The sequence below is a fragment of the Thiomicrospira pelophila DSM 1534 genome (genome assembly GCF_000711195.1).
Taxonomy (GTDB): Bacteria; Pseudomonadota; Gammaproteobacteria; order Thiomicrospirales; family Thiomicrospiraceae; genus Thiomicrospira; species Thiomicrospira pelophila.
The window spans coordinates 802,700-820,827 of the sequence record NZ_JOMR01000001.1 but is presented as its reverse complement, the minus strand read 5'-3'; the positions used below and the strand labels follow the sequence as shown (position 1 = coordinate 820,827).

Annotated in this window: 16 protein-coding genes and 2 tRNA genes; 3 read left to right on the top strand and 15 right to left on the bottom strand. The window is 45.9% G+C overall.

The genetic code is table 11. The features are described 5' to 3' along the window. Positions 1-52: 52 nt before the first annotated feature. From N746_RS0103925 to N746_RS0103870, 12 genes are all read right to left on the bottom strand, one after another. On the bottom strand, positions 53-502 hold the full coding sequence (locus N746_RS0103925; RefSeq protein ID WP_029934069.1) for a rod-binding protein: 450 nt from the start codon (positions 500-502) through the stop codon (positions 53-55). Positions 503-513: 11 nt separating this feature from the next. Next, positions 514-1,620 carry a flagellar basal body P-ring protein FlgI gene (locus N746_RS0103920; RefSeq protein WP_029934068.1) on the bottom strand — a complete coding sequence of 369 codons (1,107 nt, stop codon included), beginning with the start codon at positions 1,618-1,620 and terminating at the stop codon, positions 514-516. Between the two features lie 303 nt (positions 1,621-1,923). After that, positions 1,924-2,631 (bottom strand): flagellar basal body L-ring protein FlgH, encoded by a 708-nt coding sequence (locus N746_RS0103915; protein WP_029934067.1) that lies wholly within the window; start codon positions 2,629-2,631, stop codon positions 1,924-1,926. Between the two features lie 15 nt (positions 2,632-2,646). After that, entirely contained in the window at positions 2,647-3,438 is a 792-nt protein-coding gene (gene flgG / locus N746_RS0103910; RefSeq protein WP_029934065.1) for a flagellar basal-body rod protein FlgG, read from the bottom strand. Positions 3,439-3,449: 11 nt separating this feature from the next. Then, entirely contained in the window at positions 3,450-4,193 is a 744-nt protein-coding gene (locus tag N746_RS0103905; protein ID WP_029934063.1) for a flagellar basal body rod protein FlgF, read from the bottom strand. A 328-nt stretch (positions 4,194-4,521) separates the two neighbouring features. Then, positions 4,522-4,598, bottom strand: a tRNA-Arg gene (locus tag N746_RS0103900). Positions 4,599-4,674: 76 nt separating this feature from the next. Beyond that, a tRNA-Ser gene (locus N746_RS0103895) sits at positions 4,675-4,767 on the bottom strand. A gap of 110 nt (positions 4,768-4,877) precedes the next feature. Further along, positions 4,878-6,095, bottom strand: coding sequence for an aspartate kinase (locus N746_RS0103890; RefSeq protein WP_029934061.1), 1,218 nt, complete (start codon positions 6,093-6,095; stop codon positions 4,878-4,880). 87 nt (positions 6,096-6,182) lie between these two features. Then, positions 6,183-8,774 (bottom strand): alanine--tRNA ligase, encoded by a 2,592-nt coding sequence (alaS, locus tag N746_RS0103885; RefSeq protein WP_029934060.1) that lies wholly within the window; start codon positions 8,772-8,774, stop codon positions 6,183-6,185. A 64-nt stretch (positions 8,775-8,838) separates the two neighbouring features. Next, entirely contained in the window at positions 8,839-9,333 is a 495-nt protein-coding gene (locus N746_RS0103880) for a regulatory protein RecX (RefSeq protein WP_029934059.1), read from the bottom strand. Then, on the bottom strand, positions 9,317-10,363 hold the full coding sequence (gene recA, locus N746_RS0103875) for a recombinase RecA (RefSeq protein WP_029934057.1): 1,047 nt from the start codon (positions 10,361-10,363) through the stop codon (positions 9,317-9,319). Before recA ends, N746_RS0103880 begins: the two co-directional genes overlap by 17 nt. A gap of 260 nt (positions 10,364-10,623) precedes the next feature. Next, a complete protein-coding gene (locus N746_RS0103870; RefSeq protein ID WP_029934055.1) occupies positions 10,624-11,109 on the bottom strand; it encodes a CinA family protein in 486 nt (161 codons plus the stop codon). Between the two features lie 88 nt (positions 11,110-11,197). On the opposite strand from N746_RS0103870, the gene mutS reads away from it, so the two are divergent. The 3 genes from mutS to N746_RS0103855 all read left to right on the top strand — a co-directional run bounded on the left by mutS (position 11,198) and on the right by N746_RS0103855 (position 15,249). Continuing rightward, a complete protein-coding gene (mutS, locus tag N746_RS0103865) occupies positions 11,198-13,810 on the top strand; it encodes a DNA mismatch repair protein MutS (RefSeq protein ID WP_029934054.1) in 2,613 nt (870 codons plus the stop codon). A 25-nt stretch (positions 13,811-13,835) separates the two neighbouring features. Beyond that, positions 13,836-14,699: a thioredoxin gene (gene trxA / locus N746_RS0103860; protein WP_029934052.1), complete on the top strand. Its 864-nt coding sequence runs from the start codon at positions 13,836-13,838 to the stop codon at positions 14,697-14,699. A 76-nt stretch (positions 14,700-14,775) separates the two neighbouring features. Then, positions 14,776-15,249, top strand: a complete 474-nt coding sequence (locus N746_RS0103855; RefSeq protein WP_156018270.1) for a hypothetical protein — start codon at positions 14,776-14,778, stop codon at positions 15,247-15,249. A gap of 58 nt (positions 15,250-15,307) precedes the next feature. On the opposite strand, the gene N746_RS0103850 is transcribed toward N746_RS0103855, so the two are convergent. Genes N746_RS0103850 through rimK form a run of 3 tightly spaced genes read right to left on the bottom strand, consistent with a single transcriptional unit; the run spans position 15,308 to position 18,114 of the window. Then, positions 15,308-16,135, bottom strand: a complete 828-nt coding sequence (locus tag N746_RS0103850) for a heme ABC transporter ATP-binding protein (protein WP_425426621.1) — start codon at positions 16,133-16,135, stop codon at positions 15,308-15,310. A 12-nt stretch (positions 16,136-16,147) separates the two neighbouring features. Then, positions 16,148-17,209, bottom strand: coding sequence for a succinylglutamate desuccinylase/aspartoacylase family protein (locus N746_RS0103845; RefSeq protein ID WP_029934048.1), 1,062 nt, complete (start codon positions 17,207-17,209; stop codon positions 16,148-16,150). Then, entirely contained in the window at positions 17,209-18,114 is a 906-nt protein-coding gene (gene rimK, locus N746_RS0103840) for a 30S ribosomal protein S6--L-glutamate ligase (protein WP_029934047.1), read from the bottom strand. The genes N746_RS0103845 and rimK overlap by 1 nt, the downstream gene beginning before the upstream one ends. Between the last annotated feature and the right edge of the window lie 14 nt (positions 18,115-18,128).

Sequence of the window (18,128 nt, the reverse complement as noted above, 5' to 3'; positions counted from 1 at the left end):
GTTTTGAATAACCCGCTTATAATTAAAACGAGCTATTCTAAATTAATTTCAATTATTCCAAGTTTCTTAAAGCTAACGCATCTTGCGTTGAACTGGGCGTTTTGCTCGACATGCTTGACTCAAAACGTTTTTGTTGATCATTCAACCACTGTTGCTTTTGTTCATCATTCAGTTTTGGCAAACTGGCAGAAAGTTGCTCTACTATTTGATCGGCAAATCCTAGAGAACCTTTAGCCGACATATCCTGTGCAAGCTGTTTATCGTACATATCGTAGTAAGAATCGGCTTGTGAACCATCTAACCAGCCATCGTCTAGCTTAACACTGCGGGAATTTTTGAGAATTTGCTCTAAAAACATCGCTTCAAATTGTTGCGCAATCGGCTTTAAGACCGACTCTTGATCTTCGCGCGCTTGACGTTTTAAATCGTTTAACGCTCCAAGGTTGGTGTAAATCGTATGGTCTTGCGGGCGCGTTGTGGTTAAATCGCTAATACTCGACATCGCAGCCTCCTTTAAATAACCATTAACTCAGCTTTAAGCGCGCCGGCTTGCTTTAGCGCCTCTAAAATTGCCACTAAGTCGCTGGGCGCTGCGCCTACCTTATTCACAGCTTCCACTAAGGAATCCAGTGTAATCCCCGAATCAAATTTAAACATCCGACGATCACCCTGCTGTTCAACCTCAATATCCGTATTTTGTTGCATCGCGGCTTGACCACCTCCAAAGGCATTCGGCTGCACCACTTCTTCGTTTTCTTCGATACGTACCACCAAACCACCGTGCGTCACCGCCGCTGGGCTTACACGCACTGTTTGACCGATCACTACCGTGCCGGTACGTGAGTTGACAATAATACGTGCCGCACCTTCACCTTCTTTCAATTCAATATTTTCCAGTACGGATAAGAACGACACACGCTGATCAGGGATGCGTGGTGCAATCACCTCAACGGATTCAGCATCCAAAGCTCTAGCTGTACCTTCACCCAATAAATCATTAATGGATTTAGCCATATTACTCGCGGTCGTAAAATCGGCACGATGCAAATTAAACGTGACCGTGGAACCTAAATCAAAACCGGTATTCACTTCACGTTCAACATTTGCACCATTCGGAATACGTCCTACGCTTGGTACATTCACTGTCACACGCGAACCATCATTACCGCTCGCATCTAAACCGCCAACTACCAAGCTACCTTGCGCAATCGCATATACTTGATTATCCACACCTTTTAACGGCGTCATTAAAAGCGTACCGCCTCTCAAGCTTTTGGAATTACCCAAAGAAGAAACCGTCACATCAATTTTCTGACCTGGTTTCGCAAACGCTGGTAAATCTGCATGAATCGCCACGGCCGCGACATTTTTAGATTTAGTATTCACCCCCGGCGGCACGTTAATACCAAACTTGTTTAACATACTCACCAAGCTTTGCTCCGCAAACGGGGCTTTTTGATCACCCGTACCGCTCAGACCTACAACCAAGCCATAGCCAACTAACTGATTATCTCGAACGCCGGCAACATTTGCCAAATCTTTTATGCGTGAATTGGCTAAGCTTAAGCTGCTCCAAGCCATTAACGCGATCATTAAAACTAAAATTTTTCTGGTTATCATGCTCATGCCCCTTAAAGGATTGACTGAGTTTCTTGAAGCCGTCTTAACGCGGCAGATTTTTATTAATTTATTGAACACTAAGCAGGATTAATGCCAGATCATAATCTTGAGGATAACAGAAACTAAAAGACAAAAAAGGGTGCGACTGCACCCAAGACCAGAAATCATATACCACCAGGGCTGGTGGTATTGAATAGCAAACGAGTCAAGGTTTGAATCGCTTGCCTTTAAATAAAAAACCGACTTGTAAAAAGGAGAGTATAAAAACAAGCCGGGTCAAGTTTTAACCCACTTAAGTCAAACTTAAAGTGGCCAAAACTTTGACAAAAACTTTGTTACCGCACCAGGCCTGGCGGTATCGCCCCCTATGCCGGTGTCTCTATAAATCATGCGAACATCCGCCACTCTAGTGGATTCGATTGTATTATCAGGTGTAATGTCTTGTGGTCGGACAATACCAGCAAAGCGAATCACCTCTTCACCATCATGCACCGTAATCCATTTCTCGCCACGTACAACTAAATTACCGTTAGGAATGACCTCCACCACCGTCACGGCTATCGAACCGGATACGGATGAGTCTTGTTTAACATCACTTGAACCATCAAACGTGTTACTTGAACCATAACCGATGCCACCCGTGCCTAATTCCGAATAAATTTGCGCTGGTGTGCGCCCAAGAACATTTAAAGGCGTCGTTACACCGAAGTCCGCCTGCGAACTTTTATCATAGCTCGCTTCATCTTTTTTATTGGCGTTAAACTGCTCCGCCAAGCTCACCGTAATAATATCGCCGACTCGATGAGCACGAGCATCATCAAATAAGGTGACCGAGTTCGATGCCTGATACAAAGAGCCGTTTCTGGGTGGAGGCTGCTGCCCCATATTGGTTGGGTAGCTTGGCTCGTAAGTAAAGTCTTCCATGCGTTCGGGCACCGAAGAACAAGCTTGCAACAAACCCAAAATCAACATTAATAACCCGAAACGTGAATAAATTTTAATCTGCTTCATGTCATCCTCTCAACGTTACACGTTGTTATTTAGGTACTGCATCATGCCATCGGCGGCGGAGATTGCTTTTGAATTCATCTCGTAAGTGCGCTGGGCTTCAATCATGCCAATCAACTCTTCTACCGTATTGACGTTTGAGGATTCCAGTGCCCCCTGAATTAAGGCACCAGCATCTTCCGCATTCGGGTTATTTACCACCGGCGCGCCACTGGCAATGGTTTCATAAAACATGTTCTGGCCAACCGCTTCTAGACCCGATGGATTAATAAAGGTCGCAACTTCTAACTGACCTAAATCCAATGGCTGGGGGTTTCCTGGCTCTTTAGCAAACACCGTGCCGTCTCGCCCAATCATCACCTCAGTTGCTTCTTGCGGAATCTGGATATTCGGTTCCAATAAATAACCTGATGAGGTCACCACGTCGCCATTCTGGTTCACTTCAAACGAACCATCTCGGGTATACATAATGTTGCCATCGGCATCCAAAACCTGAAAAAAACCCTTACCATCAATCGCCATATCCAACTGGTTATCGGTAATCATTAAATTACCTTGGGTATGAATTTTCTGAACCCCAACAGCCTTAACCCCGACACCTAACTGTAAACCGGAAGGCAAAGTATTTACTTCATCCTGCGTCGCCTGAGCACCCGGAGTCCGCACGTTTTGATATAACAAATCATCAAACTCGGCACGACCAGATTTATAACCATAAGTATTCGCATTGGCTAAGTTATTCGAAATGGACGCAAGACGGAACTGCTGGGCTTCTAGGCCGGTTTTTGCAACATATAATGCTCTATTCATATCTCACCCCATTATCGAATTGATAAAATCTTGTCTGATGCGGCACCGTGATCTTTGGTGGTCTTCATCATTTTGACTTGCATTTCGTATTTACGCTGAAGCTCTATCATCGTCACCAAAGCCGTCGCCGTATTCACGTTACTGCCTTCTAGCGCGCCATTTAGCACCGATACGGGCGCTTGCACTAATTCGTCATTACCTGGCTTCTGACGAATAAAACCATCCAAACCTTTTTCTAGCTGCTTCACATCTGGTTGCACTAAACGTAGCTGATCAATCACCACTAGCTCATTTGCCGCGGCGCCAACTGGAATAACCGAAATCGTACCATCACGACCAATTTCAACCGACTCAACTGGCGGCAACACAATTGGGGCACCACCTTCGTTTAGCATCGGATTGCCGTGCACATCCACCAAGGCACCACCGGCGGTAATTTGCATACTCGCTGAACGCACATAAGCTTCATCGCCCGCAGGCGATAACACCGCCATAAAACCGTTTTCTTTGGTGGCCACATCCATGCTACGTCCGGTCACCTTGATTGGCCCCGCGGTAAAATCTGTTGCCGGACGCTCGTCCATTGAATAGGTACGTGTATGCCAACCCGGCCCTTCCATATGCTGGGCACGGAACTGGTTGAAGTCCTGTTTAAACCCGTCCGTGGTTGCATTTGCCAGATTATTGGCATTATTGGCCTGCGAGATCATGGCTTCTTTCGCACCACTCATCGAGACATATAGCATTCGATCCATCGTATTACTCCGAATCTGTATCTGTTTTCTGGTCAGAAAATGGCCGGGCAAGCCCAGCCGACAGCTTTATTAATTTATTTAGTTTTAACACAGTGCGTCTTGGTTTATATATACGACGCGATTCCCTTGTGTGTTAGCGATCTCGCTTGGATTGCTTTAACAAAAAACTAAAAGCAATCTATATGCCAATAAATAAATAGAAAGGGGTAATAGGAATTAAATAAAACAGAATTAGAGCACCAGGCCTGGTGCTCTGAAAATTGTGTGACGAATTTAAACTATAAAAAAACCCCATCAACTCTAAAGAACTGATGGGGCTTCTTATGTATGGTGCGCCTGAAGAGATTCGAACTCCTGACCGCTCGGTTCGTAGCCGAGTACTCTATCCAGCTGAGCTACAGGCGCTTAACTTGGTGCGTATTATAGTTTATCAGCCTAAACTGTCAACCTTTATATCACGCTTTTTTAACACTTAATTGAATGGCGGTGAAGGAGGGATTCGAACCCTCGATAGAGCTACAAACCCTATACTCCCTTAGCAGGGGAGCGCCTTCAGCCTCTCGGCCACTTCACCTAATTCAAGCCGCGTATGTTACAAGGAATCCCGCCCCTTGTAAAGCCAAAACCGAAAGATTTAGCCAAAGATTTGGCTTAATTTTCGGTTTCAGATTTTGATACGATTTATTAAGCCTGATCTAGCTCAAACTTTTCGTGCAAAGTCTTAACGGCCGTCTCTAACTGGCTTTCATTAATCACCACAGAAATTTTGATTTCGGTGGTCGCGATCATTTGAATATTGATATCTTTATCCGCTAATACTTTAAACATACGGCTGGCGATCCCTACGTGCGAACGCATACCAACACCGACTAAAGATACTTTAGCAATCGTATCGTCATATACCACTTCGCGCGCACCTACTTCACTTGATACCGCATTCAGAATTTCCAACGCATGAGCGCGATCATTGCGATGCACGGTAAAGGTAAAGTCAGTTGTGCCGTCTTGGCCTTGGTTCTGGATAATCATATCAATTTCGATATTCGCATCCGCAATTGGCCCCAAAATCGCATACGCCACACCAGGTTTATCTGGCACGCCCAATACTTGTAGTTTTGACTCATCGCGGTTAAACGCAATGCCTGAAATTAAAGGTTTTTCCATTTGATCATCCTCAGATGTAATTAGGGTTCCACCGCCTTCTTTAAGCGAAGACAATACGCGTAACGGCACTTTGTATTTGCTGGCAAATTCGACCGAACGAATTTGCAATACTTTGGCACCTAAGCTCGCCATTTCCAACATTTCATCAAAGGTAATGGTCTCTAAACGTCGCGCTTCTGGAACCATGCGTGGGTCCGTTGTATATACGCCGTCCACATCCGTGTATATTTGGCACTCTTCGGCTTTTAGCGCGGCCGCCAAGGCAACCGCCGTGGTATCAGAACCGCCGCGCCCTAAAGTCGAAATATCGCCATTCGCAGTCACACCTTGGAAACCAGCGACCACAACCACTTTATTTAAGTCCAACTGATCTTGAATCTTTTGCGCATTAATGCTGTCAATGCGGGCTTTTGTGTGAACTTCGTCGGTTTGAATTGGCACTTGCCAACCCGTATAGGAAATCGCATCATGACCGCTTTGTTGTAACGCCATGCTCAATAAGGCAATAGTTACTTGCTCACCAGTCGTCAAAAGCATATCCATTTCACGTTTGGACGGGCGCTCTTGCATGGTTTTAGCCATATCGGTTAATCGGTTGGTCTCGCCAGACATAGCGGATAATACCACTACAACCTGATGACCTTCATCAACAAACTTTGACACTTTTTTGGCTACGTTTTGGATACGTTCCAACGTGCCGACCGACGTGCCGCCGTATTTTTGGACAATCAATGCCATGTCGTTTATGCCCTTATCGCTTGATATTGCCTAAATCCCCTGCTTATGACGCTTTAGGTGTGGAACCGCAGGAGATTCGGGCAGAGTTTATTTTGATTCCACCCAAGCTTCAATAGAAGCTAAAGCTTGCGGTAAGTTGGCTGGCTCTTTGCCTCCGGCCATTGCCATATCAGGACGCCCGCCCCCTTTACCGCCAACTTGTTGTGCCACAAAGTTAACCAGCTCACCAGCTTTAAAACGATCCGTTGCCGATTTACTGACACCCGCGACTAAACTGACTTTCTCACCATCAACCGCGGCTAATAAAATCACCGCTGGTTCAATCTTATCCTTTAACTTATCCAGGGTTTCGCGTAATAAATTCGCATCGGCACCCTGCATTTGAGCCGCTAATAAGTTAATACCGTTGACGGATTTAACTTGTTGCAAAATCTCTTCGCCCTGGTTGGCCGCAAGTTTGGATTGCATTTGCTGCATTTGCTTCTCTAAATCGCGCTGTGACGCCACCAGTTGCCCGACTTTATCGACCACGTGTGCTTTGTCCGCTTTGGTTAAGTTTGCGACCTGACCTATGACATTTTCTAGTTCATAAATCGTCTGCCAAGCACCTTCACCAGTAATGGCTTCAATACGACGCACTCCAGACGCCACACCGCCTTCAGATAGAATTCGGAATGGACCAATATTGCCGGTAGAGTTCACATGCGTGCCACCACAAAGTTCAATCGAGAAATCGCCCATATCGACGACTCGAACCACATCACCATATTTTTCGCCAAACAGCGCCATCGCACCCATTTGTTTGGCCGAATCAATATCCATCTGCTGAGTGCCGACTGGGAAGTTCATCATAATATTATGGTTAACAAGGCGTTCAATCTCACGCAACTGCTCAGCCGAAATGGGTTCAAAATGCGCAAAGTCAAAACGCAAACGGTCTGGCGACACCAGTGAGCCTTTTTGTGCCACATGCGACCCTAATACTTGGCGTAATGCCGCGTGCAATAAGTGGGTCGCCGAGTGATTGCGCTCAGAAGCACGACGTGCACCGACATCAATACGCGCTTCAACCGCCTGACCCACCGCCAACACCCCAGCGGTCATTTCGCCTAGATGTAAAAACAAGCTACCCTGTTTTTGCACATCGTTCACATGAAAACTATGCATACCTTCGGTTAACGAACCGCTATCGCCCACCTGCCCGCCAGATTCGGCATAAAACGGCGTTTTATCCATAATCACCAGGCCAGCTTGGCCCTCTTCTAACTTATCAACCGACTGGCCATCTTTAAAAATCGCCAATACTTTAACTGTGGCGCAATCTTGGTCGTAACCGATAAAATCGGTTTTGCCTTCAAACTCAACTCGTGTTTGACCTTGCGAGCTAAAGCTACTAGCGGCACGCGCACGTTCGCGCTGAGCTTGCATGGATTGTTCAAAACCAGCTTCATCGATTGTCAAACCCCGTTCGCGCGCAATATCAGCGGTTAGATCAAGCGGAAATCCGTAGGTGTCGTAAAGTTTAAATACGGCTTCTCCCGGAATTTGTTTGTCGGTTAGAGCTTCAATCACTTCATCTAACAACCGCATGCCGTTTTCAAGGGTTTCGGCAAAACGTTCTTCCTCCAGTTTAAGTGCGCGCTCAGCTTCGGCCTGCTGGGATTTTAGCTCTGGATAGGCTTCGCCCATTTCGGATACCAAAGGTGCCACCAGCTTATGGAAAAACGCTTGTTTTTGACCTAGTTTATAACCGTGACGAATCGCACGACGAATAATGCGACGCAACACATAACCTCGGCCTTCGTTGGATGGCAATACACCATCCACAATCGTAAAGGCACAAGAACGAATGTGATCGGCAATGACGCGCAAGGAATTGTTAGTTAAGTCGGTTTCGCCAGTTAAGTCGGAGGCCGCTTTTACCAAGGTTTTAAACAGGTCGATATCATAATTATTATGCACGCCTTGCAATACTGCGGCTAAACGCTCCAAGCCCATACCGGTATCGACTGAAGGTTTCGGCAAAGGTGTTAACGTGCCGTCTTTCGAGCGATCAAACTGCATGAACACCAGGTTCCAAATTTCGATATAGCGATCGCCATCTTCATCTGGCGAACCAGGCGGCCCACCGGCCACATCTGGCCCGTGGTCGTAAAAGATTTCGGTGCAAGGCCCGCAAGGCCCAGTGTCGCCCATTGACCAGAAGTTGTCTTTCGCACCACAACGAGAAAAACGCTCCGCGCTTACGCCGACTTGTTTTAACCAAATATCCGCCGTTTCATCGTCTTCATTAAATACAGTGACCCAAAGCTTTTCTTCAGGCAAGCCCAAACGTTTGGTTAGAAACTCCCAAGCAAATGCGATGGCTTCGTGTTTGAAGTAATCGCCAAAACTGAAGTTACCCAGCATTTCAAAGAAGGTATGGTGACGCGCGGTATAACCGACGTTCTCTAAATCGTTGTGTTTACCACCGGCTCGAATACAACGCTGCACACTCACCGCACGCGTATAGTCGCGTTTTTCATGGCCGAGAAAGGTGTCTTTAAACTGCACCATACCGGCATTGGTAAATAACAGCGTCGGATCTTCGGCCGGAATCACGGGGCTGGAATGTACGGGCGTGTGATTCTTTTCGGCAAAATAATCAATAAACGCTTGTCTGAGTTCTGCACTGGTCATATAAGCAAACCTAAAAAGTTAAAATTCTGTTTTTTGTTTCAAATTTTTGATGCCTTATCAAGCATCAGGATTTAAACGCTTTGTAACATTGCGAGCCACTGAATCCTCGGCTTTGCAAAAAGCGTAAGCGTTTAGCATGTTCTTTACGCTCTGTAGGTTTATAAGCATCCTGGTATTTTTTTTCCAGAGCTTGCTGTGCGATGTCACACCAGACATCGTCCCCCAGGTTTAAATGCGCATCCATAATGGCCTGGTCATCACTTGCGCGCATTAAAGCTTGGCGAATTTTTAATGGGCCCTGCCCTTTCTGCATCGCCATGCGCACATAGGACTCGACATAACGCTCATCACTTTGCCATTTTTTTTGCTGGCAACACTGGATCACGTCATCCACCAGGCCTGGTGCCTGCTCATATTCGGCAAACTTTTGACACAATTTAGCTTTGAGTTCTTTTGCGCCATGCTCACGCATCGCAAGCAAATATTGCGCACGCCCGAGCATGGTTTTAAACAAATCCTCGGGGGATTTTACGCTTGCCTGCTTAGTCTGGTATTTCATCCAAATCAAACTCAGCGGCGGCTGAAGTCTTTGAACCCGGCTTCGGCATTAAGCGTTCTTTTATTTGCGCTTGCAAGGTCTGGGAGATCTCTGGATTGTCTTTCAAGAACTGACGGGCATTGTCTTTACCCTGACCAATTTTTTCGCCGTTATAGCTATACCAAGCGCCCGCTTTGTCAATCAGCTTTTCTTGTACACCTAGATCCACAATTTCGCCTTCACGCGAAATACCTTGGCCATACAAAATATCAAATTCAACTTGTTTAAATGGCGGCGCGACTTTGTTTTTTACCACTTTAACGCGGGTTTCGTTACCCAGAATTTCGTCGCCTTTTTTAATCGCCCCAATGCGGCGAATATCCAAACGTACTGAAGCATAAAATTTCAATGCATTACCGCCGGTGGTGGTTTCAGGACTACCAAACATAACGCCAATTTTCATACGAATTTGGTTAATAAAGATCACCAAGGTATTGGTGCGTTTGATGTTGGCGGTCAATTTACGCAAGGCTTGCGACATTAAGCGCGCTTGCAGACCCATGTGTGAATCACCCATGTCGCCTTCAATTTCGGCCTTAGGTGTCAAAGCGGCGACCGAGTCGATCACCACAATATCAACCCCACCGGAACGCACTAGCATGTCGGCGATCTCAAGCGCCTGCTCACCGGTATCCGGCTGCGACACTAATAGATTGTCGACATCCACACCCAGTTTTTCAGCATAAGATGGGTCTAACGCATGTTCGGCATCCACAAATGCGGCCACGCCACCCTTCTTTTGGGCTTCAGCAATCGCGTGCAGGGTTAAAGTGGTTTTACCGGACGATTCTGGTCCGTAAATTTCGACTACGCGCCCTTTTGGCAAACCGCCTATTCCTAACGCAATATCCAACCCTAACGAACCGGTTGAGATGGACTCAATGTCACGCGACGCCGTTGAGTCGCCCATGCGCATAACTGAACCTTTACCAAATTGCTTTTCAATTTGACCTAGTGCCGCCGCCAGCGCTTTTTGTTTATTTTCGTCCATTGAGACTTCCTTTTCGTAACGTATTGGTTAGGAATTACTTGGTTTTACAACAAATTAACTACATAAAAACCAAGCCGCAAACCCATTTTAATGACAACAAAAAACCTTTGTCTGAATCCTCAAACAAAGGTTTTTACCGAACATTGTGAACAAAAAATTATCCCACAATTAACGACATTTTAGAAGGGATACTAAAATTTAGACTGGATTTTCGTTGGAATTAAAACCGAATGCATCCCGCGATTCGACTTAAACGCTTTCTAATTTTGTAAAATTTCCAACAAGCCTTCTAACGCGACCTGTGTAGTTTGCAAACGCACCGCATCACGATCGCCTTCAAATAGCATTTTTTTGGTGACAATATCACCATGACCCTGACGTGCCCAAGCTAACCAAACCGTACCCACAGGTTTGTCTGGCGAGCCACCGCTTGGTCCGGCAATGCCACTGCAAGCGACACTCACTTCGGCGTGTGATTGTTGTAACGCGCCCAACGCCATTTCGGTGACACAATCTTTGCTCACCGAGCCGCTGCGCTGAATAGTGGTTTCTTTTACACCCAGCATTTCTCGCTTAGACTCGTAGCTATAGGTAACATAAGCCCGATCAAACCAGGCCGAACTGCCGGCCACCGATGTCAAGGCTTCTGCAATCATGCCACCCGTACAAGATTCGGCTGTGACCGCCATAATATTATGGCTCTTTAAAGCCTCTCCCACTTGAGTGACCAATGCATTCAATTCCATTACTTTATTACTCCTGACAATTGCACTTGCTAATTGATTCCTCTAGGATACCTTTTTTTACTCTTATTCTAAAGTGACAAACTTCGAGATGAGCAAATCCTCCAGCCAACACACCCCGATGATGCAACAATATCTTGCGATTAAAGCCGATCACCCAGATCGTTTAGTGTTTTACCGTATGGGCGATTTTTATGAATTGTTTTTCGAGGACGCGGTTAAAGCTTCTCGACTGTTAGATATCACCCTCACCGCAAGAGGCCAGTCGGCCGGCAGTCCGATTCCAATGGCGGGGATTCCACATCATAGTGCGGAAGGTTATTTAGCCAAGCTGGTCAAAATGGGGGAATCGGTCGCGATTTGTGAACAAGTTGGCCCTGTGCCGGATAAAGGCCCAGTAGAACGTAAAGTAGTACGTGTGATCACGCCGGGTACTTTGACAGAAGATGCGCTACTCGAAGCCAATCAAGAAAATCTATTGTGTGCCTGTTATCAGCTGGATAATCATTACGCGCTGGCGTATTTGGACGTGGCCAGCGGTCGGTTTGAAGGTTGTGAATTTGACGATAGAACCAGCTTTGAGGATGAATTAAAGCGCTTACAGCCAGCTGAATGTATTGTGGCCGATCAACACGAATTAGAAAACCTACTGAGCGAACAACCAGGCCTGGTGACTTTACCCGGTTGGCATTTTGATAGCCAAAGCGCCTATCGCAAAATGACCGAACAACTCCAAACTCAAGATTTGATTGCGTTCGGCTGTGACGATAAACCGGTGCTTATCAGTGCCGCTGGGGCATTATTGTATTACGCACAAACCATGTTGCAGAATGAGCTGAAACAAATTCAGAGCTTTCATACTTATTCCACTCAGGATTCGCTGATTTTAGATGCCATCAGCCGACGCAACCTTGAACTGGATAGCAATCTGAATGGCGGCACGCACAACACCCTGCTAAGCCTGTTAGACCAATGCAGTACAGCCATGGGCAGTCGCTTACTTAAGCGCTGGTTACTACTGCCTTTACGTGATCAAACTAAAATTAACCAACGTCTTAATAGTGTTGAGAGCTTAATTAAACATGATCAGGTTGATGCACTTAAAACCGAGTTTAAGCCGATTGGGGATTTGGAACGTATTTTAAGCCGCGTCGCATTATTTAGCGCCCGCCCACGAGATCTTTTACAACTTGGTCGCGCATTAAACCAACTGCCGACTTTACAGAATCGGCTGGCCGTTTTTGATGACGCCGGACTCAAACAGCTTAGTCAACGCATCGCAGAGTTTCCTGAATTAGCCGACACACTGAATCGTGCGATTCTTGATAATCCACCCGTGTTAATGCGTGATGGCGGCGTATTTAAGGAAGGTTATGACACGGAACTGGATGAGCTGAATAATTTAAAAAATGAAGCTGGTCAATTCTTAATGGATTTAGAGCAAACTGAGCGCGAACGCACTGGCATTTCGACACTAAAAGTTGGTTATAACCGTGTGCATGGTTATTACATCGAAGTGAGCAAACTGCAATCCTCTCAAGTCCCGCTGGATTATGTGCGCCGCCAAACCCTTAAAGGTGCCGAACGCTATATTATTCCGCAACTTAAAGCGTTTGAAGACAAGGTTTTAAGCGCGGGTGATAAAGCGCTGGCACGCGAAAAACAGCTTTACGATGAACTGTTGCACACTATTAACCAGTCTTTCAAAGCCCTGCAAACTTGTGCGCAAGCCTTGGCTGAATTGGATGTAATTACCAACTTTGCCCAAAAAGCTCAGCAACTGAATTTAACCCGTCCGCAATTAACTCAAGCACCAGGCCTGGTGGTGATTCAAGGTCGTCATTTAACGGTAGAAGCTTTAACTGACACACCGTTTATTCCAAATGACAGTGTGTTTGATGACCAACGCCGATTACAAATTATCACCGGCCCGAATATGGGCGGTAAATCTACCTTTATGCGCCAAACCGCTCTAATCGCGATCTTGGCGCACATTGGTTGCTATGTACCGGCGGAGTCGGCTCAAATTGGTTTAATTGATCGTATATTTACACGTATCGGCGCATCAGATGATTTAACCAGTGGCCGCTCGACCTTTATGGTTGAAATGACTGAAACCGCGCATATCTTGCATCATGCTACCGAACAGTCGTTGATTTTAATGGATGAAATTGGACGCGGCACCTCCACCTTTGATGGCTTGGCTTTAGCTTGGGCGATTGCGGAACATATGGCCAAAAATGTGCGCGGCTATTGCTTGTTTGCCACGCATTATTTTGAGCTCACCGGCCTGACGGAGCAGTTTAAAAACACAGTTAACATCCATTTAAATGCGATTGAGCATCACGATAAAATTGTGTTTCTGCATCAAGTTCAAGAAGGCGCGGCGTCTAAAAGCTATGGCTTACAGGTTGCCTCCCTTGCAGGAGTTCCGAAAAGCGTAATCGGACGTGCCAAGGAGATTCTGCAGGATTTAGAAAACCACAACACCACCTCCACAAACAAAGAAGCGCAAGCCAAGCTTGGCTCAGGACGCACAAAAACCCAAGCTAACAAGACATCAAAAGAGGCCGAAATTCAATACGACCTCTTTAATTCGGGCACATCGCACCCTATATTAACTAAACTTGATGATATTACACCCGATGAAATCACGCCTAAACAGGCGCTCGATTTACTTTATGAACTCAAAAAACTGCGCTAATGCGCGAACATTAATAGGATAAATCATGAGCCAAGCTTTAATCGCCGATGTAAGTGCGGACAACTTTCAACAAGTCGTGATTGAAAACTCAAATCAAATTCCAGTATTAGTCGATTTTTGGGCGCCTTGGTGCGGACCGTGTAAATCGGTGATGCCGATTTTAGAAAAATTGGCCGAAGAGTATGCCGGCTTGTTTTTACTTGCCAAGATCAATATTGATGACCACTCAGCGTTGGCCGATCAATATGCCGTGCGCTCAGTGCCCAGCTTTAAACTTTTTAAACAAGGCGAAATGGTGGCCGAACTAACTGGCGGCCAACCTGAATCAGCTTTTCGTGAATTATTGGATGCACATATTGCGCGCCCGTCGGATGCCATTCGTGCGCAAGCGCAACAAGCGTTTGTATCCGGCCAGATGGATCAAGCGCTCGCGTTACTTGGAGAGGCGGCTCAACTTGATCCGCTCAATCACAAGGTTCACTTGGATTTGGTGCAAATGTATTTGCAAACCGGTCATTTAGATAAAGCCACCAACCTTTTTAACAAGCTACCGGATGAAGCCAAGAATTCAACCGAAGGCAAACCCATGTCGGTGATTCTGAGTTTTGCTGAAATTATGCAAACTACGGATGATATTCAGACCTTACAAAAAAAGTTGGCTGACAATCCGAATGATCCAGCCGCACTTTATGGATTCGCCAGTATTTTGGTGATGCATCGTGAATATGAAAAAGCCATGCAAACTCTGCTTAAATTGTTTAGCGTTGATCGAAGTTATGCCGATGGCGGTGCACAAAAAGGACTCATCAAGCTGTTTGATATGTTGGCTGAGCAAGCACCAGGCCTGGTTAAAGCCTATCGCCGTAAGCTCCAAACTTTACTTTATTAATGCACGATTGTTTTGCTACAATTCCAAACTATATTAGAAAAAACTGAAATAACACCCATTCACCGAGGCTATTTACATGAAAAAATCGATTCTTCTTACTTGCGTATTGGGGCTGAGTTTTGGACTAACGTCTATTGCCCAAGCTGAAAGTGAGGTATTTAAAGCACCGCAAGACTTAAGCAAAGTGAAACCGCAACAGCTTTGTGTGCATTACGCAGAACAGGATGAAGCTGAGAAAAAACGGTTTTTTGATCGTTTAGATACCCTTAGCTTACTGAGCCACAAAGATTATGACTTAATTTCACAAGGCAAAGTTGAAGTAGGTTCGTCTATGTGTGGCATGTATATGGGCAAAGGTAAGCCATTGTCTGAAGATGGCATTCAGATTCGTCCAATGGTCTTTAAGGTTGTACATATTTATGACGATCTATACGCGGTGACACAAAGTGGTATGGTAATGGAAGTGCATGAACGCATTGAAGGTAAAATGCCACCGACGCTAAACCAACAAACCCCAAAAGTGGCTCCACCTCCGATTTTACCCCACTAAGTCAGCAAAGCCTTTTTCAAGCATGGGTGCGTTAATAAATACAACCCACCCATCCTGTTTAAGAACCGTTAGGAACAATGATGGGCCAAGCGCCTGGTCGCTCAATCACCTCTACCGAACTTTGGTATACCGTTTCTATATTATTCTGGGTCAACACCGATTCAACTCGACCACTCGCATAGACCGCCCCTTCATGCATCAACAAGGCTTTATCCGCAAACTGCGATGCTAAGTTTAGATCATGCAACACAGCAACGACACCCATTTTTTGCTCGCGAACACATTGCTTCAACACCTTAAAAACCTTCTGTTGATGAGCTAAATCTAGGTTAGAGGTGCATTCATCTAATAGCAAAAAACGCTCTTCAGCCAAGGTTAAAGGGTTTAAAACTTGCGCCATTACACGGGCTAAATGGGTACGTTGTTTTTCGCCACCTGACAGCGTTAAATAATTACGCTCAGCCAAGTGAGTGACATCAAATAAAGTCAAAGCTTGATTCACCAAACCTTCAACTTTATCTCGTGATGTGTCCAATAAACCCAGCGCGACCACCTCTTTTACCAAGAAGCCAAACTCTAGTCCAACCGACTGAGGCATCACCGCACGTAATCTCGCTAATTGACTGGAAGTGTATGATGTTAAAGGCTGCTGATTTAGAAATACTTGGGATTGAAACCTGTTGAGTTCGCCCGATAACACATTTAACAAACTAGACTTACCGGCGCCATTTGGCCCTAAAACTACCCATATCTCACCGGCTTTTACCTGCAAAGATACTTCACTCAATATGGCCTTATTGCCAATTGTATAATTAATAGATTGAGCTTCTAGCATATTTAGGACACCTCGATTATCCCCTAGATATTTCTGCGGAGGACTGACCACCAGGCCTGGTAGTTAATCCAAATAGGGATAAGTTTCAGCCTCAAGGGTTTCTTGGTAGGTTTCAATATTACCTGCTGCAATATCAGTTCGATAAAAACGTGCAATATGGAATAAGGCTTCACCTTCGTTCACCAAGGGTAGATGCAATTGGCCAATAATAATGCCACTAAATGGCGACCAAACTTCCACTTCTGACTCGCCAAACGGATCAGAGACACGCCCCAATAGCGTTTGATCCTTGACCACGCGCTGCCCCTGCTTGACACTGGCACGGAAAATCCCATCTTGAGGCGCACGCACCCAGGCCGAAGAACGTGCCATGATAGGTTCAGCAGGCTGTGCTTTTCGTGATTTAGGTAGCATTTCTAACTGGCGCATCACGCGAAGTATACCCTGCACGCCACCACGAATTGCCAGTTCGTCAAATCGCAAAGCCTCGCCGGCTTCATATAATAAAACCGGTATACCTTTTTTAGCGGCGGCTTCACGCAATGAGCCATCGCGCAAATCCGAGTTAAGAATCACCGGCGTTCCAAATGCACGCGCTAAATCTAGGGTTTGTGGATCATCTAAATTAGCGCGAATTTGTGGCAAATTTGAACGGTATATTGCACCGGTATGTAAATCAATACCGTGGGTTGAACGCTCTACAATTTCCTCTAAAAACAAACGCGCTACACGCCCTGCTAATGAGCCTTTTTCAGAACCCGGAAAGCTACGGTTTAAATCTCGACGATCGGGTAAATAACGACTTTGGTTAATAAACCCATGCAAGTTCACAATCGGTACGGCAATTAAGGTGCCCTTAAGCTGACGCAAACCCGGCACTTTAAGTAGCCGACGGATAATTTCTACCCCATTGAGTTCATCGCCATGAATCGCAGCACTTACAAACATCACTGGCCCGGCTTGGCGGCCACACAACACCTGTACCGGCATGGTGATTGGGCTATGGGTATAAAGTTTACCTACCACTAAATCGACAGTGCGACGCTCACCAGGCTGAATCGTTTGTCCGCCCAGTGTTATGGGCGAGTTCTTGCGCCGTTTTGGCGCTGGCGAGCCAGACGACATCAACCTTTACCCTTGGTTTGGGTTTTATTTGGCTTGGCGGTTTTTTCTATAAAATCGATAATTAAGCCTGCTACATCTTTACCGGATGCGGTTTCAATTCCTTCCAAACCCGGAGAAGAGTTCACCTCCATCACCACTGGGCCATGGTTTGAACGCAAAATATCAACACCACATACATTCAAGCCCATAATTTTGGCAGCTCGCAACGCCGTCGCGCGTTCTTCTGGCGAAATCCTTGTCAAAACGGCACTACCACCACGGTGTAAATTGGATCGGAACTCACCATCTTGCCCCTGACGTTTCATAGCTGCAACCACCTTACCACCAACTACAAAGCAGCGAATATCCGAACCACCTGCTTCCTTAATGAACTCTTGAACCAAAATATGCTCTTTCAAACCCATAAAGGCCTGTATCACACTTTTGGCCGCTTGCTTATTTTCGGCCAATACCACACCAATACCTTGCGTGCCTTCCAGCACTTTAATAACAGCAGGTGCACCACCCACAATGTTTAATAAATCATCAATATCATCTGGCGAGTGCGCAAAACTGGTGACAGGCAAACCCACACCGTGTTTCGATAAAAGCTGCAAACTGCGCAACTTATCACGCGAGCGTGAAATGGCCACCGATTCATTAAGCGGGTAAACCCCCATCATCTCAAATTGACGCAATACCGCCGTTCCATAAAACGTAATGGATGCACCAATACGTGGAATGACAGCATCAAACCCGGTTAATACCTCACCCTTGTAATGGATCTCAGGATGATGGGAAGTGATATTCATATAACAACGCAGTGCATCAATGACACGCACTTCGTGACCGCGCGCCTCGGCTGCCTCGACTAAGCGGCGTGTAGAGTAAAGATTACGGTTTCTCGATAAAATGGCTATTTTCATGCGTGGCTCCCTTG